The 22,472-nt window shown below is 63.7% G+C and carries 18 protein-coding genes; 5 read left to right on the top strand and 13 right to left on the bottom strand.

The window, feature by feature from the left end:
- Positions 1-16: 16 nt before the first annotated feature.
- The 6 genes from B208_RS0118035 to B208_RS0118005 all read right to left on the bottom strand — a co-directional run bounded on the left by B208_RS0118035 (position 17) and on the right by B208_RS0118005 (position 7,815).
- Positions 17-1,297: an MFS transporter gene (locus tag B208_RS0118035; protein WP_026177933.1), complete on the bottom strand. Its 1,281-nt coding sequence runs from the start codon at positions 1,295-1,297 to the stop codon at positions 17-19.
- Between the two features lie 253 nt (positions 1,298-1,550).
- Entirely contained in the window at positions 1,551-1,910 is a 360-nt protein-coding gene (locus B208_RS0118030; protein ID WP_007981108.1) for a group I truncated hemoglobin, read from the bottom strand.
- A 182-nt stretch (positions 1,911-2,092) separates the two neighbouring features.
- Positions 2,093-2,731 (bottom strand): helix-turn-helix domain-containing protein, encoded by a 639-nt coding sequence (locus tag B208_RS0118025; RefSeq protein ID WP_007981106.1) that lies wholly within the window; start codon positions 2,729-2,731, stop codon positions 2,093-2,095.
- Between the two features lie 126 nt (positions 2,732-2,857).
- Positions 2,858-5,221, bottom strand: coding sequence for a PAS domain S-box protein (locus tag B208_RS0118020; RefSeq protein WP_007981104.1), 2,364 nt, complete (start codon positions 5,219-5,221; stop codon positions 2,858-2,860).
- 232 nt (positions 5,222-5,453) lie between these two features.
- Positions 5,454-6,788, bottom strand: coding sequence for a phenylacetate--CoA ligase family protein (locus B208_RS0118015; protein WP_007981102.1), 1,335 nt, complete (start codon positions 6,786-6,788; stop codon positions 5,454-5,456).
- A gap of 193 nt (positions 6,789-6,981) precedes the next feature.
- Complete coding sequence (locus B208_RS0118005; RefSeq protein ID WP_007981100.1) at positions 6,982-7,815, bottom strand: amidohydrolase family protein; 834 nt, start codon at positions 7,813-7,815, stop codon at positions 6,982-6,984.
- A gap of 113 nt (positions 7,816-7,928) precedes the next feature.
- Here B208_RS0118005 and B208_RS0118000 point away from each other — a divergent pair, with 113 nt between their 5' ends.
- The 3 genes from B208_RS0118000 (at position 7,929) to B208_RS0117990 (ending at position 10,722) form a co-directional block, all read left to right on the top strand.
- Entirely contained in the window at positions 7,929-9,092 is a 1,164-nt protein-coding gene (locus B208_RS0118000) for a CaiB/BaiF CoA transferase family protein (RefSeq protein ID WP_007981099.1), read from the top strand.
- 74 nt (positions 9,093-9,166) lie between these two features.
- The gene (locus tag B208_RS0117995; protein ID WP_073096645.1) at positions 9,167-10,336 is read left to right on the top strand and encodes a thiolase domain-containing protein; all 1,170 of its coding nucleotides are present in this window, start codon (positions 9,167-9,169) and stop codon (positions 10,334-10,336) included.
- Positions 10,333-10,722 (top strand): Zn-ribbon domain-containing OB-fold protein, encoded by a 390-nt coding sequence (locus B208_RS0117990; protein ID WP_007981097.1) that lies wholly within the window; start codon positions 10,333-10,335, stop codon positions 10,720-10,722. Before B208_RS0117995 ends, B208_RS0117990 begins: the two co-directional genes overlap by 4 nt.
- 298 nt (positions 10,723-11,020) lie before the next feature.
- Here the strand turns inward: B208_RS0117990 and B208_RS0117985 are convergent, their stop codons facing one another.
- Entirely contained in the window at positions 11,021-12,469 is a 1,449-nt protein-coding gene (locus B208_RS0117985) for an RNA-splicing ligase RtcB (protein WP_007981096.1), read from the bottom strand.
- Positions 12,470-12,790: 321 nt separating this feature from the next.
- Here B208_RS0117985 and lonB point away from each other — a divergent pair, with 321 nt between their 5' ends.
- Positions 12,791-14,881, top strand: a complete 2,091-nt coding sequence (gene lonB, locus B208_RS0117980) for an ATP-dependent protease LonB (RefSeq protein WP_007981095.1) — start codon at positions 12,791-12,793, stop codon at positions 14,879-14,881.
- Positions 14,882-14,907: 26 nt separating this feature from the next.
- On the opposite strand, the gene B208_RS0117975 is transcribed toward lonB, so the two are convergent.
- The 4 genes from B208_RS0117975 to B208_RS0117960 all read right to left on the bottom strand — a co-directional run bounded on the left by B208_RS0117975 (position 14,908) and on the right by B208_RS0117960 (position 18,055).
- Positions 14,908-15,147 carry a hypothetical protein gene (locus tag B208_RS0117975; RefSeq protein WP_007981094.1) on the bottom strand — a complete coding sequence of 80 codons (240 nt, stop codon included), beginning with the start codon at positions 15,145-15,147 and terminating at the stop codon, positions 14,908-14,910.
- Positions 15,148-15,218: 71 nt separating this feature from the next.
- Positions 15,219-15,596 (bottom strand): hypothetical protein, encoded by a 378-nt coding sequence (locus B208_RS0117970; RefSeq protein WP_007981092.1) that lies wholly within the window; start codon positions 15,594-15,596, stop codon positions 15,219-15,221.
- Positions 15,593-16,462 carry a ParA family protein gene (locus B208_RS0117965; RefSeq protein ID WP_007981090.1) on the bottom strand — a complete coding sequence of 290 codons (870 nt, stop codon included), beginning with the start codon at positions 16,460-16,462 and terminating at the stop codon, positions 15,593-15,595. The genes B208_RS0117970 and B208_RS0117965 overlap by 4 nt, the downstream gene beginning before the upstream one ends.
- A 576-nt stretch (positions 16,463-17,038) precedes the next feature.
- On the bottom strand, positions 17,039-18,055 hold the full coding sequence (locus tag B208_RS0117960; RefSeq protein WP_018129032.1) for an alcohol dehydrogenase: 1,017 nt from the start codon (positions 18,053-18,055) through the stop codon (positions 17,039-17,041).
- A gap of 160 nt (positions 18,056-18,215) precedes the next feature.
- On the opposite strand from B208_RS0117960, the gene B208_RS0117955 reads away from it, so the two are divergent.
- Positions 18,216-19,376, top strand: coding sequence for an MFS transporter (locus tag B208_RS0117955; protein ID WP_007981086.1), 1,161 nt, complete (start codon positions 18,216-18,218; stop codon positions 19,374-19,376).
- Here the strand turns inward: B208_RS0117955 and B208_RS0117950 are convergent, their stop codons facing one another.
- Complete coding sequence (locus B208_RS0117950; protein ID WP_007981084.1) at positions 19,377-21,275, bottom strand: MGH1-like glycoside hydrolase domain-containing protein; 1,899 nt, start codon at positions 21,273-21,275, stop codon at positions 19,377-19,379.
- The gene (locus B208_RS0117945) at positions 21,275-22,378 is read right to left on the bottom strand and encodes a TrmB family transcriptional regulator (protein WP_007981082.1); all 1,104 of its coding nucleotides are present in this window, start codon (positions 22,376-22,378) and stop codon (positions 21,275-21,277) included. Before B208_RS0117945 ends, B208_RS0117950 begins: the two co-directional genes overlap by 1 nt.
- Between the last annotated feature and the right edge of the window lie 94 nt (positions 22,379-22,472).

Raw genomic sequence — 22,472 nt, 5'->3', positions numbered from 1 at the left:
CCCGTAGAAAGCGTCCTCAGTCGTCGCTCGGAACGACGATGGGCCGTTCGTGGTCGTCCTCGCCGAGCAACGTGAGCGCGGCGAGAACCCCCGTCAGAATCACTAACAGCACGCAACCCAGATACTCCGTCGTGTAGCTGAACCGTACCGCGAACGGGAGGGCGACGAGAGGGCCGACCGTGGAGCCGAAGTCGCCGAAGACGTTGTACACGCCGCCGAGTTTTCCCACGTCGTTTTCCGGGCTGATGTCGCCGAGGTACGCGAGGAGCGGGATGTTCACGCCCTCGACGCCGATTCCGATGGCCGCCACGCCGACGAACGTTCCCACGAGCGAGGGAACCAGCGCGAGGAGGCCGAAGCCGACGGCGAGAAAGCCGAGCGACGGAATCGAGACGAACGCGCGGTTCGAAACGCGGTCGGACGCCGGTCCCGCCAGTAGCGTCGTCCCGCTGGAAAACAGCACGCTGACGGCCATGACGACGCCGCTGATGCCCGTCGCGTCGAGGAAGCCGATGCGGATGCCGACGACGGCCGCGTACTCCACGACCGTCGAGAGGAGCACTCCCGCGAAGAGGAACCGAACGACGAAGTTCACGAGGCCGACGGAGAGGATGCGAACGTCCGAGGCGACGATACCCGGAATCTCCCGGAGTCCGGTGTCGGTCTCGACGGTCGGGTTCAAATCCGGCAGGACGAAGAACGCGACGAGCGCCGCGAACAACCCCGCGAACCCGGCCACGAGAAACGCCGGGGTGAAGCCGTAGAGGTTGGCCACGAGTCCGCCGACGACCAGTCCGGCGGGGAAACCGAGACTCTGGCCGCCGCGCAAGTACCCCGTCCACTTGCCTCGGTTCTCGGGCGTCGTCACTTTCGTTACCGTGCTGAACGCGCCGACGAACACGAACGCAGACCCGATTCCCCACAGCACGCGCGACCCGGCGAACGTCGTGGCGCTCACGACGGTCGCCGTCACGGGGACGGCTTCCGCGAGTCCGTTCGTCCACGCGTCCGTCAGTCCGAGCACGTAGCCGAACGGCGCGAGCCCTTGGAGCGTGAAGCCGACGAGCATCGGCCGCCGCGTTCCGAACCGGTCGAGAATCGTCCCCGCGGGCGTGTTCAACAGCATCCGGGTGAAGCGGTTGATGGCGAGGATAATTCCGACCGTCAGCGCCGAGAACCCGAGCAGGGTTCCGAGACGGGGGAGCGTCGGAAATGCGACGCCGCCGCCGACGCCGCCGAAGAAGACGCCCGCGATGAGGCTGAGGACGACGGTCCGGGTGTCGCGGTCGCTACTCACTCCGTGACCACCGCGTCCCCGTTCCACACCTCGGACCCTCCGCGGTCCAGTGGTACGAAAACAAATCTTCACTCATGCCTAGTCGGAGAGGGTTCACCCCGATAAACGGATGGATTACGGCAGTTTCGTCGGTTCGGTCGTCCCGTTACCGTCCCGTCGTCGTTCCGGCCGGTCGTCGTCCGTCCCGCTGCCGTCCCCCGCTACACCGCCGATTCGGGTATTAGAACGCCGATTCGCGTGTCGAAAGCGGCGTTTATCGGTTGAGAATCGGGTCCTTGAGCGCGACGACTTCGCTCATGATGGCTTCGACGTTCTCGTCGTCCACGCCGTTCGTTCGGAGCGCGGTTTCGAGGTATTCGCCGACGGCATCGAAATCGGATTCGTCGAGGTCGAGGTGCGCGTGCGCTTCGCGCATGTCGTCACCCGTGTACTCGACCGGACCACCGGCCACCGAACTGATGAACTGAATCTGGTGGGCGCGCAGTTCCGCCATGTCCATCCCCTCGAAGTACGGAATCAACTGCTCGTCGGACAGCACTCGGTCGTAGAAATCCGTGACGACCGCTTCGACCGCGCTTTGTCCGCCGATTTCGTGATAAACTGATTGAGACATTGCGTCACCACGATTGTCGGTCCGGGTTCCGCATACGACCTTTCACTACCATACTCGGGTTTATTTAAACTAACGATATTTGGTACCAAGACTCGTGTGAACAATCACCGTGGTCCTCGATTCAATCCCCCGTTCGGTCGATTCGTGGATTTCGACGACCGGTGATTCACCCCCGACCGTCGTCACGTCGAGAGAATCTGGTCGAGCAGTTTCGTCTGTGCGACCGAAAGGTGTTCGAGGAACGTCGCCACGGAGATTCCGATTTCGGTGGCGACTTCCTCGGCGGTCGTGCCCTTCGGCGAGTCGAAATATCCCATCTCGTGGGCCGTCTCCAGCGCCTCGTACTGGCGGTCGGTGAACGCCGTGCGGTCCACGAACAGCAACGACCGCTCGTCGGTGGCCGCCGAGCGCGTGAGTCGGTTCACCGTGACGCCCTCGCAACACGACCGCAAGTCGGTGACGACGCCCCGGAGCGTTTCGAGGTCGGGCGCGATGAACGAGACGATGAGTCGGCCGGAGTCGGCCCTGAGGGTGCGGACGGGACACCCGTGACTCGGCACGCGCTGGCACGGACACTCGTTGTCGTGCGTGTACCGGTACACCGATTTCGTCTCGTCGACGAAGACCTCCTCGGCCGCCTCCGGTTCCGTTCCGGCATCGTCGGACCGGTCCACCGTTAGCTCCCCGACGACTTCGGTCGCCGTTCGGGTAGCGTGTTGGGCCACGCTGAGGGATTCGATTTCGAACTCCTCGCTGATCGACGAAACGGGACACCCGTCCGCGTCGCTCACCGCGAGTTGGACGTGGATTCCGGAGACCATACCTACACGAATCCGCTCCCGACGGATAAGTGACTCAGTTCGCCGTCTCCCCGTATCTCTATTTCTCACCCCGAGGATGGCGGTTGCGTGGGGACGACGAGTCGCGGGAGCAGTCGTCCGAATCGATCACCGCGGTCGTGTCCGCGTGCTTCCCTCCGTGACCCCCCGGATTTCGAACCGCGCACCGCCGCTCGACGATTCGGTGACGTCTATCTCCCAGCCGTGGTCTTCTACGCACTCGGTGACAATGGTGAGTCCGTACCCCGTTCCGTTCCCCGAGGTGTGCCCGTAGTCGAACACCTCGGAGCGTTCGTCGGGGGGGATTCCCGTCCCGTCGTCTTCCACGAAGAACCCGTCGGAGAGCGCCCCGACGAGCACCGCAACGTCCTCGCCGCCGTGTTCGACCGCGTTTCGAAACAGGTTCTCGAACACCGTTCTGAGTCGGTCTTCGTCGGCCAGCACGGTCGGCATCGCATCCTCGACCGAGAGCGTCGCGTCGAACGTTTTGACGTGGTTCCACGCCCGCTCCACGACGCTCGAAAGGGGGACGTCGTTCGGTTCGATGGCCGTCTCCTTGTTCTGTGCCATCCGCAACAGGTTGCGGATGATCCGTTCCATCCGTTCGTGTGCGCGTTTCACCTCCTCGAAATCGCTTTCTCGACCGTTCATCTCGGCTTCCGCCAGATACATCTGCGCGATGGAAAGCGGGTTTCGAAGGTCGTGTGAGACGATGCTTGCGAACTGCTCCAATCGGCGTTCGCGCTCCTTACGGTCGGTGATGTCGTGGAAATACACCGAGAGACCCGTTTCCGACGGGTACGCGTTCATCTCGATCCAGATGCCGAGCCGTTCGTCGTTGAGTTCGAAGTTGGTCGGCTCCTGGGTGTCCATCGCGGCGTGAAACTCCTCCCACATGACCGTCTCGGTGGCGGTGGGCAAGACGTCCCAAAAACGCCGTTCGAGCACCGCTTCGCCGGATTCCGGGAGGATATCCTCCGCACGGTCGTTGACGTGCGTGAACCGCCAGTCGTCGTCGAGCGCGAAGAAGGCGTCCGAAACGCGGCCGAGAATCTCGCTCAACTCGGTTTCGAGTTCGCTCCGTCGGCGTTCGAGTTCGTGTTCTCGCTGCTTGAGGTCGGTGATGTCTTCACCGGTGGAGATGACCCGTTCCAGCTCCCCGTCGGGCCCGTACACGGGTCCGGCGCTGATGGACAGCCACAGGCGTTCGCCGTCCGGTTTTTCGATGGCGATCTCCTCGTCGTACACCGTCTCGCCGGTCGCGTGGACGCGCGCTGCGGGCGACTCCCCGTCGGCGAGCGGTTCCCCGTCCGCGTCGAGGGTCCGCCACTCGTCGGCGTCGTCCGATTTTTCCCGCAGTTCCTCCTCGGACAGGCCGAGAAGTTCCTGCGCTCGTCGGTTTGCGAGCAGTATCTCTCCGTCCGCATCCTGTACGTAAATGCCGACCGGCGACGTTTCCAACAGTCGTTCGGTCTGGTTTCGCTCGCGGAGGAGTTGGTCGGTTCGCTCTTTCTGTTCGGTGATGTCGTCGATGGCGTATACCAGACGGTCGATTCCGTCCCCGTCGTCGATGGGGGCGACGTTCATAGAGAGCCACCGACGACCTTCCCCTTCGAGGTGGAACTGGCACCGAAAATCGACGACGGGATCGCCGGTTTCGGCGACCCGCGCAAACGGGCGGTCGTCGGGGGGAATCGACTCGTCGTCCTCGTCGTAGAGGTCCCACGACTGCACCGTGTACCGGTCCAGCTTCGACTCCTCGATGCCGAGCCGGTCGGTGACGCGGGAGTTCGCCCGGACGAACGTGCCGTCCGACCGGACGACGGCGATGCCGACCGGGACGGTTTCGAGCGCCTGCTCGATTAAATCGCGTTCCTCTTTGAGCCGCTGTTTCGTCGCCCGCCGTTCGGTCATGTCCCGAGTGACCTTGGTGAACCCTCTGAGTTCCCCGTCGTCGGTCCACAGGGCCGTGATGACGACGTTGGCCCAGAACCGCGTGCCGTCCTTCCGGACGCGGTACCCCTCGTACTCGGTGCGTCCTCGTTCGGCCGCGATTTCGCGGTGGTGCTCCGGGACACCCGCCTCCGCGTCGGCTTCGGTGTAGAACTTCGAGAAGTGTTCGCCGATGACTTCCTCGGCGGTGTACCCTTTGATCTTCTCCGCACCCTTGTTCCACGTGGCGATGTACCCGTCCGGGTCGAGCATGAAAATGGCGTATTCCTCTACCTCCTCGACCAACGAGTGAAACTGCGAGTCGTCGTTCCGTTCGCGGTCGCCGTCGCGCCACCACACCCGGTTTCCGGACGGGAGTTCTTTCCCCTTCACGACGCCCCGCTCGGCGAGTGCTTCGAGGTTCGTCACGGCGGCGTCCGGCCTGCAACCCAGTTCCGTCGCAAACTCTCGCGTCGAAAACGGCTCTCCTCCATCCCCGATTCTGTCGACCGCCTCTCGGGCCGCGTGCTCGGGGTTCATACACCACTCCTCTCGAACGGATTACCATAGTGTTTTCGTCGTCCATCGCTCGACGACCCCGTTCGCTCCTGTCTCGACTGAAAATAACGTCTGAATGGGTGTTCGGGCTCTGTTGAAATCCTCAGAGAGTTACAGATTCGCCCGGTAGTCTGACCGGATGCAAGCCCTCCCAAAATCCCGGATACTCCAGTTCGTTGAGCAGGCATTTCACTTGCCTTATCAAGCCCCGTTCTCAAGCTTCCGACCAGACGTGTCGGAACTTGCCACTCTGTGAATCGCGTGCAGGTGCTTCTGTGGCCTGTTCTATGGAAATATCGCCGACTCCCTGAGTGGCGAAAAAGTCGGACAACTCATTCTCGACTGTCTTCCATACTGACTCTTCATCGAACTTCTCCTCGAACTCGAGTCGGATACGTAGTCTCTTACTGCCAGTCTTCACGATCTGGGAACGACGGACGCCGGGGGTTTCCTCCACAACGCTTGTGAGTGCGAGTGGGAAGATCGGAATCTCCTTCCCCTCGTCCGTTTCGAAGTGCAGGACTTCGCCTTGCCGGCCTTCAACTTCGATCACTGGGAATGCACTTCCGCAGGGACAGCGTTCCTCGTACATCGTGACGCTATCCCCGAGATCGTATCTGACGAGGGGCTGGATGCGATTTGCCAGGTTCGTCACGAGAACAGTTTCGGACGGTTCACCAGGGTCGACGGGTTGATAATCGGCGTCGACAGGCTCCAAGATGACCCAATCCGTATTTACGTGGACGTTCCCGCGCTCGCACTCGACTCCGATTCCGTAGAACTCTGTGGCACCATAGATCTCTCTGACACTGGCTCCGAAGGTCGTTCGAAGTCGGTCTTTCTCTTCGGAAGTGATCGGTTCACCAGTCGGAGCGATGTAGGCGGGGCTCAACTTCAGTTGGCCCGACCGTTGCTTTCGTTCGAGCTCCAAGAGGACAGTTGCGTATCCAATCAGGACCGCTGGCTGGTATTCGTTGAGTTCTGCGATAACCTCCGAGAGGGGCTGGTCTGGAGAGACTAGGCGTATCCTGTCTTGGAGACGTCGGTGTTCCTTCCGAAATATTTCGACGCCTGAGGCCCCAGCAAAGTGTCCGCCTCCGACGGCGATCTCGGCAATCTTCCCCTTGTGACGAATCAGTCGCTTAATCGTCTGCAAATCGAACAGAGCCGATAGAGCCCATCTAACCCTGACAGCATCTGTAGCAGTCTTTGACCAGTCATCCTGAAGAAAGATGCCCGGTTCACCGGTTGTCCCAGAGGTCATCCAAACTGGGTACCGCCCCAGAAAGCGCTCGCCGAGAGTCGCTGTAGCTCCGGTGAAATCCGCAACGTCATCGAGCTCCACTGCTGTGTCTGTGACGACTGAATCGAAGTGTTCCATCAACTGGGACTTGGTAACTGGTGGGAGTGAGTCCAGAGTCGTAATCGGCCGGTCGATATCGTCGTATAGTCGCTTGTAAAACCGAGAGTTTCGGAGCACGAAATGGAGCAGTTCTTGGAGCCGCCGCTGTTGGCGCTCCCGTATCTCGGCCTCCGAAGCGTTCTTCATACGGAACGCATCGAACCGGGTGCGAAGTTTGGCGAGCGAGGAGGGTTGGTTCACGTGTTGAAACTTTGATGCAGGACGCCAAATATGTACGCCCACGAATCCATTTGCCTTTCCTCGATGAATATGCGCTGTGTATCCATCACGGCCGAGTAGAACTATCACCGATTAAGGGTTTCAACGGAGCCGGTGTTCGCTATCGCTCGCCCAAAAACCGCTCCGCGGTTCGACGGAAGACGTCCGCGTACACGGCTTCCGATAACTCGCGCTCTATCAACCCTCGTCGCTCCGCTTCGTAGGGGTAGGGGACGTTCGGAAAGTCCGTCCCGAACATGACCGATTCGGAGAGTTCGGCCAACTGGTCGTCCCCGATTTCCGACGGGTCGAACCCCAACACGTCCGCCGAACGCGGCGAGAGCGCCATCGTCGTGTCCAAAAACACCTGCTCGTGCTCCCGCGCGAACTCCATGAACGCGTCCGCCTCGAACGTCCCCATGTGGGCCGCACAGGCGCGCACCTCGGGGTACGATTCGACGAACTGCTCGAACTGGTCCGCCCCGACGTGGGGACTCGATTCGAACATCGGGGCGGTTCCCGCGTGAAACACGATGGAGCGGTCGTACTCGGCGGCCAACTCGAACGCCGGGTCGAGTCGCGGGTCGGCCGGACCGCACTCCTGTACCGGACACTGGAACTTCAACCCCCCCGCGCCCGCCTCGAACGCCGCCCGCACGACCGCCGCAACGTCGTCGTCGCCGTGCACCGTGGCGAACGGAACCGCCATCGCCGAGTCCTCGGCTGCGGCCAACACCCACCCGTTCAACTCCGCCGCCATGTCCGGTTTGTGCGCGTAGGGAAGCGCGATGTATCGGTCGATACCCGCCGCACGCAACTCGGCCTCCATCGCCTCGCGCTCGGTCGGGTGGTCGAAGGTCCACCCCGCCTCCGCCGACAGCGATTTCCGAATCGCCGCCATCAGTCGCGGCGGCATCAGGTGGACGTGTGCGTCGATGGTTCCCGAAACGGCCATACACCACGATTGACGGGCGAGTCGTTTGAAGGATTGGGTCGTACTCCAGTCACGCCGCTATCGTCGTTCGCCTTTTCCCCGAACGATTTACCGCCTCCCCGCCTTCCCCCCGTATGCGACTCGATGACCTGTTCGTCCTCGACTGCTCCAGACTCCTGCCCGGGCCGTACGCGACGCAACTCCTCGCCGACCTCGGCGCGACGGTGGTCAAAATCGAGGAACCGGGCCGCGGCGACTACGCCCGGTCGATGGAACCCATCGGCGAGAGCGGCTTCGGGGAGATATTCGAGGCGGTGAACCGCGGCAAACAAAGCGTCGCCCTCGACCTCTCGGACGACGCCGGACGCGAGGCGTTCTACGAACTGGCCGAGGCGGCGGATGTCGTCTTCGAGACGTTCCGCCCCGGCGTCGCGGAGCGGTTGGGAATCGACTACGAGACGTTGACCGAGTACAACGAGGAACTCGTCTACGTCTCGCTTTCGGGCTACGGCCAGACGGGACCGAACGCGGACCGAGCGGGCCACGACCTGAACTACGCCGGACTCACCGGCCTCCTCGACATGACGCGTCCGGACGAGGACTCGAAACCGGCGATTCCGGGCTACCCGATGGTGGACATGGCGAGCGGCCTGTTCGCGGCCTTCGGAATCGTGAGCGCGCTGCTCTCCCGGGAACGCGGGGCGAGCGGCACGCACCTCGACATCGCTATGACCGACGTGATGCTGTCGTTCGCGCAGGTGTTCGCCGGGAGCGCGTTCGGCGGGGAGACGCCCCGTCCGGGGGAAACGCTGCTGACGGGCGAGTTCCCCTGCTACGACGTTTATCGCACCGGCGACGGCCGCTACCTCACGGTCGCCGCGCTCGAACCGAAGTTCTGGACGGCGCTCTGTACCGCCATCGACCGCCCCGAACTGATAGACGAGCACCTGAGCGACGACCCGGCGGTTCGGGCGGCCGTGCGCGACACCCTCCGGGACACTTTCGAAGAGCGGACGATGGCCGACTGGCTCGCCGAGTTGGACGACGTGGACACGGCCGTCGGCGGCGTTCACACCGTGACCGAAGCCTTCGACCACGAACAGGCACGCGAACGCGGGATGGTCGTCAGTTCGGACGACGCCCCGCCGCGAATCGGCTTCCCGGCCTTCGAATCCGACGAGCGGTCGGTTCCGACTCGGCTTCCGAACCACGGCGAACACACCGAATCCGTCCTCCGGGAGGCCGGGGTGTCCGCCGAGACGCTCGCGCGGTTGACCGGCGACGACGGGGAGAACTGACCGGTTTCGGTTTCGCGTTCGTCGCCCGACGGCGGGCGGTGGATTATTGACACTCCCCGAGAGAGGTGAGTATAGTGACACGAGCTACCATCGTCGGGGGCGGAATGACTTCGTTCGGCCCGCACGACCAACCGTTGGAGGAACTGTTTGCGGACGCCGCGTTCGCGTCGATGGACGACGCGGGCATCGCTGGCGACGAAATCGACGCCTTCTACCTCGGCAACGCGCTGGGCGGCCAGACCGAATCCGACACCCACCTCGCGCCGAAGCTGGCGACCCACATCGGGTTGCAGGGAATCCCCTGTCAGCGCTTCGAGGACGCCTGTGCGACCTCCTCGAACGCGTTCAAACACGCCGTGCAGGCGGTCGAATCCGGCGTCCACGACGTCGCCTTGGTCGGCGGCGTCGAGCGCTGTACCCCCGAGACGGGCCTCGGAACCGGTGAGATGACCCGAATTTTCGCGGGCGCATCCCACCGCCAGTACGAACAACCGACCGGGTTGACGTTCCCCGGCGTATTCGCGCTCCTGACGAAGCGACACATGCACGAGTACGGTACGACGGAAGAGCAACTCGCCGAAGTCGCCGTCAAGAACCATCACCACGGCCAGTTCAACCCGAAGGCGCATTTCGGCCGCGACACCGACGTCGAGGCGGTGCTCGAAACCCCCATCATCGCGGACCCGTTTCACCTGATGGACTGCTGCCCGTTCTCCGACGGCGCATCGGCGGTCCTCGTCGTCTCGGACGACCTCGCCGACAGTTTCACCGGTGAACCGGTTTCCGTGACCGGCGTCGGACACCGAACCGACGCGGTGCCGCTCGCGGACAAGGCGTCGCTTCCCGAAACCCGGGCGGCCCGCGACGCGGCCGCCGAAGCCTACGAACAGGCAGGAATCACCGCGGACGACGTGGACGTCGCCGAGGTCCACGACTGCTTCACCGGGGCAGAGGTGCTGGCCATCGAGGCGCTCGGCCTCTTCGAGGACGGAACCGGCGGGCGTGCGGCGGCCGACGGCGAGACGTACATCGACGGCGAGATGCCCGTCAACCCGAGCGGCGGCCTCAAGGCGAAGGGCCATCCCATCGGTGCCACGGGGACGGCCCAACTCGTGGAATTGACCGAACAGCTCCGCGGCGACGCCGCCGACCGGCAGGTCGATGACGCACGAACTGCAGTCGCGCACAACCTCGGCGGCGACGCCGCGACGACCGTCGTCACCGTTCTGGAGGCACGAGCATGAGCGGGGACCGAACGTCGGAATCGGGGCCGCTGGCCTACGCCGACTGGCGGGACCGCCTCGAAGACGGCGAACTCGTCGGACTCGAATGCCGGTCCTGCGGGCACGTCACCGCGACGCCCAAACGCGCCTGCATCGATTGTGGCGACAGAATCCTCGATACCTGCTCCCTGCCGACCACCGGCACCGTTCACAGCGAGACGACGATAACCGTCCCGCCGGTGGGATTCGAGGGGCCGTATCAGGTCGGCGTCATCGACCTCGGGGAGACGAAGCTCATGGGACGTATCCGTGGCGATGAGGGCGTCGAAATCGGCGCGTCCGTCGAGTTCGCGGATACCGTCGAACTGGACGGCATGCCAGCGCCCGTGTTCGAACCGGTGGAATAGGAAACGGCCCGCTACCGACCGTGGTGGGGTTTCACGGCGAGTCGCCGGTGACGTTACGTTTTTCGGTCGAACCGTCCCGTCAGCGCGCGCCACCGACCACGGACGGGCTGGGCGATACCGGTCAGCCGAACGGCGCGTGAAGGAGGACAAGTAGTGCGGTGTGTGGATGGACTGAACTGGGCCGAGCGTTCGCGGACAGCTTCTCTTGCAACTGCAATTCCGGAACGACCGAACCCAGCTCGTAACGAAACACCTGAAAAGCAATTCTCACACAACAAAACCCGGCCTCGAACCCGGTCTACTTCGCCTTGAGGTTGTGCACCACGTCCAACCGCTCCACAACGTCAGCGGTCGGCTCGATTGCCTCTCGAATCGCGTCCGCCGGTTTGTACGCCATCGGCGCTTCGTCGCGCACCGACTCGACGACGGACTCGGAGTAGATGCCGTCCATCGCTTCGCCGAACTCGTCCATCGAAATCGTCTCGAAGGCGTCGCCGCGACTCATCGTCCGGCCCGCACCGTGCGGCGCCGTCGAGTGGTACTCCTCGTTGCCCTTTCCGCGAGCGATGATGGAGCCGTCGGCCATGTTGAACGGGACGACGAGTCGCTGGCCCTCGCGGGCGGGCGTCGCGCCCTTCCGAATCGTCATGTCGCGGAAGTCGATGTAGTTGTGCGTCGATTGGAACCGCTCGACGGGTTCGACGTCGAGCGCGTCGCAGATGGCGTCGCTCATCAGTTCGCGGTTCCAGCGGGCGTACTGCTGGGCGAACAGCATGTCCACGTAGTAGCCGTGTGCTTCCCGCCCATCCAGCCAATCGAGGTCGTCGTTTCGCTCCCCGTCGGGGCGGAGGTTCGACCCCGAGAGCGCGTCGAAGGCGTCCTCGATGTCGCCGCCGTCGAAGGCTTCTCGGACGCGCTCCGCTCGGATGTGCGATTCGCCCATGCCACCCGTGACCCACGTGAACAGTTCGCCGTCGCCGGTGGTTTCTGGGTCGAACTTGAGGAACTCCTCGTAGCCGTCCGGAATCGCGTCCCGGATTTGGTCGGCCGCGCGGTAGTCCGAGGCGCGCCCTTGCCAGTACTCGGCGACGGCCTTGCCGAGGTAGCGCGACCCGCTGTGGATGACGAGCCAGTAGTCGTCCGACTCGCGTCCGCGGGCGAACTCCACGAAGTGGTTGCCGCCGCCGAGCGTCCCGGCGCTCTTGATGACGTAGCCCATCCCCTGTCGTTGCCCCGAAAGGACGCGCTCACAGAGGGACTTGAAGTACGACTCGCCGTAGCCGTCGAAGTCGAACGAGATAGGGTCGATGGCCCGACCGAATCGTTCCCGGTACGCGGCGTCGAATCGCTCGAAAACCTCGTTCGCCCGTTCGAAGGGGAACTCGTTCACGAGGTGCGGTGCGTCGTCGTAGTCGTGGACCTCGCGGCCCATCGGAACGACGTCGCGGACCCGCCGCTCGCGCTTCGCGTGCGCGAGCGGGAGGTCGTCGCCGAGGTTCGTCGCGCACATCCCGCATCCCACGTCGACGCCGACGATGTTCGGCACCACGCGGTCCGGGAGCGGCATCGTGAATCCGATGGGTGCACCCGCGCCCCAGTGCGTGTCCGGCATTATCCGCACCGGTTCGGTGAACGCGGGGTGGTCGATGAGTTCCTGAATCTGGTTCAGGCAGCCCGATTCGACGAGGCGCTCGTCCTCGACCATCACGCGAGCGGTCGTTCGTGACCCGTTCAACTCGATAGGCATTCTCTGTCCGATTCGAGACGTCGAACCGCCATGAAGATAGCTGAGGTGTGTCAGCACTCCCCGTCCGCTTCGGAATTCGTCTCGTCCTCGTCTCCTTCGTACAGGTGGCACCCGACGTCCCGGCCGTCCACGCTCCTCCTGTCTCATCGTTCGTCACTTCAGGGTGCCGTCGGCTCGGTTCGTGGTGTCGATTCATCGTCGTCCGCCGTACCTCGCGCGTACGGTCGGAATTGGCCGTCCCCGAAAATATCAATGAAACGCCATTCCTTTCAGAAAGTATATCTGTTATCGTCCCGGGCGTTGTATCAACGATATAGTAGAATGAGTAATCCAAACGACACCGACGACCCCTCCACGTCCGAAACGGTGCCCGTACCTGCCGATGATGGTTCCGAATCGGACGGACGAGGTGGTTCACGGCCTGTCTCCGACGACGACCCGTCCTCCACGCCGACCCCCGCGGCGGATGACGCTCTCGGGCAAAACATCGACGCCTCGCTGATCGCCGACGATTTCGACCCCGAAACCGACGACGACCTTCTCGGAGGACTCGACGTCGAAACGACCGAAGCGATTCCCATCCCCGACCGACTGGTCGATCAGGTCATCGGTCAAGATACGGCACGAGATATCGTCGAGAAAGCGGCCACACAGCGCCGTCACGTGATGATGATAGGGTCGCCCGGGACCGGGAAATCGATGCTGGCGAAGGCGATGAGCCAACTTCTCCCGAAGGAGGAACTCCAGGACGTCCTCGTCTATCACAACCCCGACGACGGGAACGAGCCGAAAGTCCGCACCGTGCCCGCCGGAAAGGGGAGACAGATAATCAACGCCCACAGGGAGGAAGCACGGAAACGCAATCGGATGCGAACGTTCCTGATGTGGACGCTCATCGCCATCATCGGCGGCTACGCCATCTTTCTCGCCAAAGATTTGCTGTTGGGCGCTATCGCGGTCGCGGTCGTCTATCTCATGTTCAACTACGGTTCGCGCGGGACCAACGCCGTGATTCCGAACCTGCTGGTCGATAACGCCGATACCGAGACCGTCCCGTTCGAGGACGCGACGGGGGCCCACGCTGGTGCGCTGCTGGGCGACGTGCGCCACGATCCGTTCCAGTCCGGCGGCATGGAGACGCCGAGCCACGACCGCGTGGAACCCGGCGCTATCCACCGCGCGAACAAGGGCGTGCTGTTCGTGGACGAAATCAACACCCTCGACATCCGCAGTCAGCAGAAGCTGATGACGGCGATTCAGGAGGGCGAGTTCTCCATCACCGGTCAGTCCGAGCGCTCGTCCGGTGCGATGGTGCACACGGAACCCGTTCCGACCGACTTCGTGATGGTCGCGGCGGGGAACCTCGACGCCATGGAGAACATGCACCCGGCGCTCCGGAGCCGTATCAAGGGATACGGGTACGAAGTCTACATGAACGATACTATCGACGACACGCCGGAGATGCGCCGCAAGTACGCGCGCTTCGTCGCCCAAGAAGTCGAAAAAGACGGTAGCCTTCCGCACTTCACGCGCGACGCTATCGGAGAAGTCGTTCACGATGCCCAGCGCCGCGCGATGCGCAAGGACCACCTCACACTCAAGCTGCGTGACCTCGGTGGCCTCGTCCGCGTTGCGGGCGACATCGCCCGCGCCGAGGACGCCGAGAACACCACGCGCGACCACGTGCTGCAGGCGAAACAGCGCTCGCGCTCCATCGAGCAACAGATAGCCGACAACTACATCGAGCGCCGGAAGGATTACGAACTCACGGTGTCGGACGGCAACGTGGTCGGACGGGTCAACGGTCTGGCCGTCATGGGCGATGACAGCGGCATCGTCATGCCCGTCATGGCGGAAATCGCGCCCTCACAGGGTTCCGGTCAGGTCATCGCCACCGGGAAACTGCAGGACATCGCCGAGGAGGCCGTCCAGAACGTCAGCGCCATCATCAAGAAGTTCAGCGACGAGAAGATTGCGAAAAAGGACATCCACATCCAGTACGTTCAAGCCTACGAGGGTGTCCAGGGTGATTCCGCGTCGGTGACGATGGCCACCGCGGTCATCAGCGCCCTCGAAGATATCCCCATCGACCAGAGCATCGCCATGACCGGTTCGCTGTCGGTCCGCGGCGACGTGCTCCCGGTCGGCGGCGTCACGCACAAAATCGAGGCGGCCGCGAAAGCGGGTATCAAGACAGTCATCATCCCGAAGGCCAACGAGCAGGACGTGATGATAGAAGAAGAGTACGAGGAGATGGTCGAAATCATCCCCGTCTCGCACATCAGCGAAGTCCTCGAAGTCGCGCTCACGGGCGAGTCCAAAATCGAACGCCTCACCGACCGGCTCAGAACCATCACCGGTCACGCCCTCGAACCGAGCGTCGAACAGGGTTCTCCGAGTCCGAGTACCTGAACGCGCTTGTCGTCGACGGTTTCGAGTTAGAGTTCTTTCTCGATGCGGAGTTCCTTGTCGGTCACGGTGTCGATAACGTTGCCGGGGACGCTCAGGTCGTCTTCGTTGATGCTCCCCCATCCGAACGACTCCACCCACGCTTCGCCGAGGCTGGGGTCGGGGTCCACGTAGGCCGTGTTGTCCTTGACTTCCGTTACGATTCCGAGCTGTTCACCGTCGCCGTCCATCAGGAACTTCCCCTCGTCTTCCTCACCGAGCGTTGCCATGGCCGTCGTGTTCACCGCGGTGCTATTTTCTCTTTGTGGCTACCGGAATGGAAGGAACGCCGCGGGACGAACTACAGGTCGTAGCCCCACTCGCGGAGGATGTCCGCCGCGGTATCGAGGTTCCGCATGCCCGCGAGATAGATGGCCTCCCGCGCGTCGAGTCGGTAGATGTCGTCGCCGATGATAGACTCCAACTCGCGCTCGGCGTCCTTGGCGCGCCCGTCCGTGGAGTCCTGCACGAACAGTTGGTGGACGCTTTCGCGCTCGTCCTTGACGGTATCACGACGAAGTATGAGTGGTAGGTCTGCTCGGTTAATCTGGCTAGTATTATTATCTGGTGTTGCTGACTCGGTGGTCTCCTCGGTCGTCGTCTCCGAGTCGGTCGATTCTGACTCCGAAATCTCGTTTCCGCCGTCGTCGCCGAAGGGATCCGATGCGCCGGTTTTCATGCTACCGTCTCCTGTGTCACGAACTGCTCCGAGATGTACGCCGCCAGTTCGTCGAACTTTTCGAGCGTCGTCTCCTCGTACTCCCGGAGGTCGCGGTAGTCCTCGCTCTCACCCAGTTCGAAGATGCTCACTTGGTTTTGCCACGCTTCGCCGAGCATGGAGCCGCGCTCCCGTATCGAGACGGGTGCGACGGGGAGTTCCTGTTCGTTGAGCTCGTCCATCACCGACTGCTGGACGTTCGTCCCGCTGACTTTGTTCGGAACGACTCCCAGAATCCCGACTTCGATGTCGCCGAGCGTCTCTTCGATGTTGTTCACCACGTCCCGAAGCCCCTCGACGCTCTGTTCGCCTTTCGCGCTCAGTTCAGCCGGGATGAGCAGGTTCGACGTCGCGTAAATCGAGTTGTAGATGTGCTGTCCGACCGTCGCCGGGGGGTCGATGATGAGCACGTCGTACTCGTCCGGGACGCCCCCGTCGGCGAGCACACGCCGAAGTTGCTTCTCCTTCGGCCAGCGGTAGTTCGCGTCGTGCATCGACTGTTCCATCTCGGCCGCGCGCGTGAGGTTCTGTTCGAGCGAGCCGAGCATGTTGTGACCCGGAACGAGGTCCAGGTTCTCGCCGACGTTCATCACGAGGTCGGCGAACTCGCCCTTCGGTCGTTCGACCATGTGCCGGACGATGTTGTCCACGTTCGCGTCCGACCGGTAGTCGTCCGCGCCGAAGTGGTGTGTCAGTCCGCCCTCCTGCGGGTCCATGTCGATGACGAGGACCTGTTGTCCGCGCCGCGCGTGCGCCGCCGCGAGGTTCACGGAGAACGTCGTCTTCCCGACGCCTCCCGCCTCCGACCAAACCGTGTACGGAATCATACAGGAACCCTATCGTAAGCAACCCATAAAAACACTAGTCAGACGCACCGGGCAGTATTACTGAGCAGTAACAACGCTCAGTACTGTTGAATAGTATCCCTGGTCGTTGTGCCTGCTCAGTGCTGTTGGGCAGTGCCTCTCTCGATACCGTCGGAATGGTCTCTGTGGTTGGTGTTTCTGAGCAGTATTGTTATTCGGTATCGCTGAATGGTGTTGTTGGATAGTTTTACTACTCAGTATATTCGCGTGTATGGTTGTTTAACGCCTTATAACCGCTCTCTGTCGGATGCTACGCTCGCTCGAATCGGCGGTCGTTTCCCTCCGAGCGTGGACTCGACTAGTGCCGAATCGAGTCTGACCGACGGACTGTCTCGCTCAGTCCGAACGGTCGATATTCTTTTCCAATATTGCTGGCCAGTATGTCTGGTCAGTAGTTCTGAATAGTATGTGTGCTCAGTATTATTGGGCAACAACACTGTCCAGCCCCAGAGAGCAGAGGGTCTCAGTCCGGTGCGTCCTCGGCTCCCGTCTGAAACCCGTTGAGACGAGCGTCGCGGACCGGGCGACCGCTCGTTCTCAGGGTTCCAGCACGGCGCGGAATCTGACTTCGTTCTCCATCATCCGCTCGTAGGCTTCGTCGGCGTCAGCGAGGTCGAACGTCTCCACTTCGGGCGTGATGTCGCGGAGCGCGCTGAACTCCAAGGTGTCCTGTGACTCGCGGGCGTGCCCGGACGCCCATCCCCGGACCGCGCCGCGACTTCCGACGAGGGCGGCCCCGGAAACGTCGATGGGTTCGACGAGAACGCCGACGACGACGACTTCCCCGTCCGTGCCGAGGCCCGGAACGACCGAGGAAATCGCGTCGGCGTTCGGCGCAGTCGCGAGGACGACCTTCGCACCGCCGAGTTTCTGTAGCTCTTCTGCTGGGTCGTCGGCCTTCGCATCGATGAAGTGGTCGGCACCCAACTCGCGGGCGTACTCCTCCTTGTCGGTGCCGCGCGAGATGGCCACCGTTTCGAACCCGGCCTGTCGGGCGTACTGCACGCCGAGGTGACCGAGGCCGCCGATGCCTTGCACCGCGACCAGATCGCCCGGTCGGGCGTCGGTGTGTCGGAGCGCGTTGTACGTCGTGATTCCCGCACAGAGCAACGGGGCGGCGTCGGTCGCGTCGAGTTCGTCGGGGACGCGGGCGAGCGCCTCGGCGTTGACCGCCGCGTATTCGGCGTAGCCACCGTCGACCGTCACGCCGTGGATGTCTGCGTTCTCGCACTGCTGGAACTCGCCGCGACGGCAGGCTTCGCAGGTGAAACAGTGTCCCCCGTGCCATCCGGCACCCACGCGGTCGCCCTCCTCCCACAGTTCCACGTCCTCGCCGACCGCATCGACGCGCCCCACGATTTCGTGCCCGGGGATTCGCGGATAGGAGAGACCGGGATAGCCGCCCTCTTTCGCGTAGGCGTCGCTGTGACAGACGCCACACGCCTCGACTTCGACGCGAACTTCGGTGCCACTCGGTTCGGGAATCTCCCGCTCCACGAGTTCGAACGATGCGCCCGGTTCGGCGACTTCGACTGCTCGCATCGACTCTGACATAGCACCTCGGGTAACGCCCCAGACGTCGATAAGTGGTCTGGAAACCGGAATCCGTCTCCCCTTTCGCCGCCGTTCGTGGCCGTCGAAACGAGGCATCGTTTTCCCGAGTCGTCACGCTTACCGCGCCGCCGGGCGATTTTCGACCGAGGAATCTACCTTCGTGTCGAGAAATTGGCGGTCCGTTGCGACGGTCACCGGGTGGCAAACGGCGGCGAGCCTCTGTTACTACAGCATCTTCGCCGCAACCGGCATCGTCCGCGACGCCTTTTCCCTGTCGGCGTCGAGCGTCGGCTTCTTCCTGACGGCGGCGCTGTTCGGCTACACGCTCGCGCTGTTCCCGAGCGGTGCCGCGGTGGACGGCTACGGCGAGAAACGCGTGATGGTCGTGGGATTGGTCGCGCTCGCCGTGGCCACCGTCGGCGTCTCCGTCGCGTCATCGTACGCGTTGTTGCTCGTGGCGGGCCTCGCGCTGGGTGCGGCCTACTCGTCGGCCATGCCCGCGTCGAACCGGGGCATCATCACCAGCGCGCCGGACGGTCGGCAGAACCTCGCTATGGGACTGAAACAGGTCGGCGTCACGGCCGGGAGCGCCGTCGCCTCGCTCGTTATCACCGGCGTCGCCGCCGTCGCGGCGTGGCAGCTCGGATTCTGGGTCATCGCGGTGCTCGCGGGTGGCTACGCGCTCGGGTTCGCCGCCGTCTACGGCGGGTCGTCCGGCGACGGCCAGCTGTCGCTGCCGGATTTTTCGGAACTCCGGTCGAACGTGCCGTACCTGCTGCTCGTCGTCGCCGGGTTCTTCCTCGGCGCGTCCATCTTCGCCATGCTCGGGTACATCGTCCTCTACGTCGTGGACGGTCTCGGCAAAACGACCGCCGTCGGCGGTATCGTGTTGGCGCTCACCCAGGTCACGGGAAGTGCCGCACGAATCGGTGCCGGAACCGCCGCGGACAGGCTCGGCGGTGCCCGCGGGTCGGCGACCGTCGCGCTCGTCCAGATTGCGACCGGTGTCGTCCTGTTCGGCGCACTCGCCGCCGGAAGCCCCTCGTTCCCCGTCGCGCTCGTCGTGTTCGCCGGACTCGGCCTCTCGATTTACGGCTCGACCGGCGTGTTCTACTCCTGTCTGAGCACACTCGTCAACGGCGACGACATCGGGGCCGCGACGGCGGGCGGGCAGACCGCCATCAACGTCGGCGGACTCGTCGCCCCGCCCATCTTCGGAATGCTCGTCGAACGGTCGGGGTACGGAACCGGCTGGGAACTGTTGGCCGGGATGACGTTGGTCGCGGCGATACTCCTCGTCGTCGTTCGCCGCTCGGCCTGACTACCGAACCAACTCGGCTATCGCGTCCGCCGTTTCCCGGTTGAGCGCTACACTCTGCAGAAAGCCGAACACGCTCCCGGCGCTCCACGCCGCCGGAATACAGGCGTCCGGGTGTCGGACCGTCCCCGCCGATACGTCCCCGTCGAAGCCGACCATGAGTTCCGGGAAGCCGAACCGGTCCGGGAAGTCCGTCCGAACCGTGTCGGCGAGCGCGTCGAGTCCCCGCACGGCGAGCGCTTCGGCCGTCTCGTGGTGGCCGCGCTCCGCGAATCCCATCGCGGCGATGCTGGTGTCGTGGGGCCAGACGCTCCCGCGGTGGTACGAGAGCGGGTCGAACGAGTCGTGCGACGACGCGAACGTCCTGAGCCCCGCCGACGTGAGCACGTCGTCGTCCGTCAGCCGGGTTGCGACTCGTGCGACCCGGTCGTCGCTTCCCAACCCGCCCCAGACGGCGTGGCCCTGATTCGACGCCACGCTCGGGATGACTCCTCGGTCGTCGATACCGAGCGCGTAACACCCCTCCTCGGGGAGCCACAGCCGTTTCTCGAACGATTCGGCGAGCGTTTTCGCGGCCACCTCGCACTCCGCCGCGAGCGTCGAATCGTCCGCCCGCTCCGCGAGCGGCCCGAACCGCGTCAGCGCGCGGAAGACGTACCCCTGCACCTCCGCGAGGGCGACCGATCCCTGTGCGGGCGTCCCGTCCGGCCGCGCGAGCGCCTCCGCGCTGTCCTTCCACCCGAGATGGGCGAGACCGAGCGGGTGGTCGTGCGGTTCGTAGAAGAGGAATCCCTCGTCGTCCAACTCGGCGAGCGTCCACTCGACGGCCGATTTCGCGTGGGGATACACCGAACCGAACAGCGTCTCGTCCTCCGTCTCCGCCACGGTATCCGCGAACAACGCGGCGAACAGCGGCGTCGCGTCGATGGTGCCGTAGTACGGCGTTCGAACGCTCTCGCCGATGGCGGGGAGGTCGCCGTGGCGCTTCTCGTGCATGATTCGGCCGGGTGCTTCGAGCGTCGCGTCGTCGGTTTCCGTTCCCTGCTCGTCGGCCAAGAACCGGAGCGTTCGCTCCGCGACGCTCGAATCGAACGGCAGGAGTTGGTAGCTCACGAGCAGCGAATCCCGGCCGAACGGCGCGAGAAATCGCGGCGCGCCTGCGGCCGGGACGCCGCACGGAAGCATCAGCGCCCCGAGCGTTTCCGCGGCGCGGTCGATGAGCCGACCGTACCGCGGACAGTCGATACCCGCGTCGATTTCGGGCGTGTTCCGCGCCCCGTCCGGGAGGTCGATGTCGAGTTCGACCGTCCGCGTCGAAGCGGGTGCGACCGCCACGTCGGTCGAAACCGTCGCCGAATCGTCGGTACTCGTCGTCTCGATGCTGGAGTCCGAACTGACCGTCACGCGCCGTTCCGTCCCGTCCGCGAGGGTTCCCACGAACGCACACCCGTTCGGGTGCCGTTCGACCGAAACCGGCCTGTCTTGGCGCTCGCGCGGCGAGAAGAACGACGGAATCTCGAAGACGTGGCCGAAATCGGGGGTGAGTTCGAACGCGACCGTCGTCTCCCGCGTATCGGCGGTGTTGTTCGTGAGTCGCGCCGTGGCCGTCACGCCCGTCTCCGTGAGTTCGACGCGTTTTTCGAGCGTCCACGGCCGTTGGTCGCCGCGACCGGTGCCGACCGTCGGGCTGGCGAGCGTCGTCGTCACGCCGCGCTCGCGGGAGTCGCGGCCGAGGACGGTCCACTCGTCGGCGTCTCCGACCCCTATTTCGAGGGTCGAGAGGTAGCGATGGTCGGACTCGTACACGCCGGTTTCCGGCGTCTTCGGAGTGACGTCCCCCCTCGAATCGACGATTACCTGTCGGCCGGAGTCCATGGCGAGCGCACAGTCGTCGGGAAGCATCAGGCGTCCTCCTCGTCGTCAGGGTAGCTCACCTTTTCGATGATGATCCTGTCCGCTTCCATGTCCTCGAGCACGGCACCCCACCCGCCGATACCGTACTCCCCGTCGTCCGTCTCGATGACGATGGTCGCCTGTCCCGCGAGCGAGGAGAGCGATGGCGTCGCTTCCCCGTCCCGGAGGTCGCCGTTGGCGTACAGCACGTCGGTGATTTCGCCGGTGAGCGCCACCGTGTTTCGTTTCCCCATCTCCCGCCCTCTCGCGGTCGCGGTGATGGTCGCCCCCTCGCCGAGCAGCGGCGCGATGTCGCGGATGCACCGCCGGATGTTCACGTACTCCGCCGGGAGCGTCTCGCTGTGGGACGTGTGGACGACGGCCCACGATTCCCAGAGCGCGGCCTCGAAATACCAGTGGAAGACGTACGAGAGCGTCTCGTCCTCGAACACCGTGCCGTACTGCTCGACCGGTTCCATGTGCGGCGCAAAGCAGGTTATCTTTCGGTCGACGAGCGCGAGAAACGGCGCGGGGAGGTGGCGGTGGCGCGCCTCCGTGACGACGCCGGACAACTCCTCCTCCGACGGGAGTTTGCTCGGAAGTTTGTGACTCGTGTTGAACGATACGGAGACGAAGACGCCGTTTTCGTAGCAGGCTTCGAGGGCCGGGGCGAGTTCTTCGTACTGTTCGGGCGTCACGGATAGCTGTACTTGGCTGGTCGCGTTTCGTATCGCCTCCTCGGCCCGCTCGATGACCGTCTCGACCCGTTTGAGGACGCTGATGCGGTGCCCACCCACACCCGCCTGTTGCCACCGATTTTGAATCTCGGTCGCCGTGTTCGAGAGGGTCTCCGCCCGCGACTGGAGTTTCTGTAGTACCTCCGTCGGCTCTCTGGCGCGCGCTCGAAGCGCGTCCTGTTTGTACGTCTCCACGTAGCCCTCTTCCTCCAAGTCCCGGAGCACGTCGTAAATCCGCGACCGCGGAACGTCCGCCTGTTCCGCGAGCGACGTCGCCGACGCGCTCCCGAGGTTCAATAGAGCGACGTACGCGTCGATTTGGTAGGTCGAGAGCCCCGCCTCTCGGAGTCCGTTGCGAAGTTCGTCGGTGTCCATCTGTGTGTCCCTTCCCATCCTATCGTGTTGAATGTTGTAACTGTCTCTCGGAATCGTGCGTCGTACCGACCGTGCGAATTCTCATATTCACTCC

It is taken from the genome of Haladaptatus paucihalophilus DX253 (genome assembly GCF_000376445.1).
Taxonomy (GTDB): domain Archaea; phylum Halobacteriota; class Halobacteria; order Halobacteriales; family Haladaptataceae; genus Haladaptatus; species Haladaptatus paucihalophilus.
This window is presented reverse-complemented; position numbering and strand designations above follow the sequence as displayed.

Bases quoted from the DNA above. Each gene is read 5' to 3' on its own strand.
- B208_RS0118025 (WP_007981106.1), bottom strand. From the start codon at position 2,731: ATGGTCTCCGGAATCCACGTCCAACTCGCGGTGAGCGACGCGGACGGG.
- B208_RS0117960 (WP_018129032.1), bottom strand. From the start codon at position 18,055: ATGTCAGAGTCGATGCGAGCAGTCGAAGTCGCCGAACCGGGCGCATCG.
- B208_RS0118020 (WP_007981104.1), bottom strand. From the start codon at position 5,221: ATGAACCCCGAGCACGCGGCCCGAGAGGCGGTCGACAGAATCGGGGAT.
- B208_RS0118005 (WP_007981100.1), bottom strand. From the start codon at position 7,815: ATGGCCGTTTCGGGAACCATCGACGCACACGTCCACCTGATGCCGCCG.
- B208_RS0117975 (WP_007981094.1), bottom strand. From the start codon at position 15,147: ATGGCAACGCTCGGTGAGGAAGACGAGGGGAAGTTCCTGATGGACGGC.
- B208_RS0117965 (WP_007981090.1), bottom strand. From the start codon at position 16,462: ATGATTCCGTACACGGTTTGGTCGGAGGCGGGAGGCGTCGGGAAGACG.
- B208_RS0118000 (WP_007981099.1), top strand. From the start codon at position 7,929: ATGCGACTCGATGACCTGTTCGTCCTCGACTGCTCCAGACTCCTGCCC.
- B208_RS0117945 (WP_007981082.1), bottom strand. From the start codon at position 22,378: ATGGACACCGACGAACTTCGCAACGGACTCCGAGAGGCGGGGCTCTCG.
- B208_RS0118030 (WP_007981108.1), bottom strand. From the start codon at position 1,910: ATGTCTCAATCAGTTTATCACGAAATCGGCGGACAAAGCGCGGTCGAA.
- B208_RS0117970 (WP_007981092.1), bottom strand. From the start codon at position 15,596: ATGAAAACCGGCGCATCGGATCCCTTCGGCGACGACGGCGGAAACGAG.
- B208_RS0117985 (WP_007981096.1), bottom strand. From the start codon at position 12,469: ATGCCTATCGAGTTGAACGGGTCACGAACGACCGCTCGCGTGATGGTC.
- B208_RS0117950 (WP_007981084.1), bottom strand. From the start codon at position 21,275: ATGCTTCCCGACGACTGTGCGCTCGCCATGGACTCCGGCCGACAGGTA.
- B208_RS0117990 (WP_007981097.1), top strand. From the start codon at position 10,333: ATGAGCGGGGACCGAACGTCGGAATCGGGGCCGCTGGCCTACGCCGAC.
- lonB (WP_007981095.1), top strand. From the start codon at position 12,791: ATGAGTAATCCAAACGACACCGACGACCCCTCCACGTCCGAAACGGTG.
- B208_RS0118015 (WP_007981102.1), bottom strand. From the start codon at position 6,788: ATGAAGAACGCTTCGGAGGCCGAGATACGGGAGCGCCAACAGCGGCGG.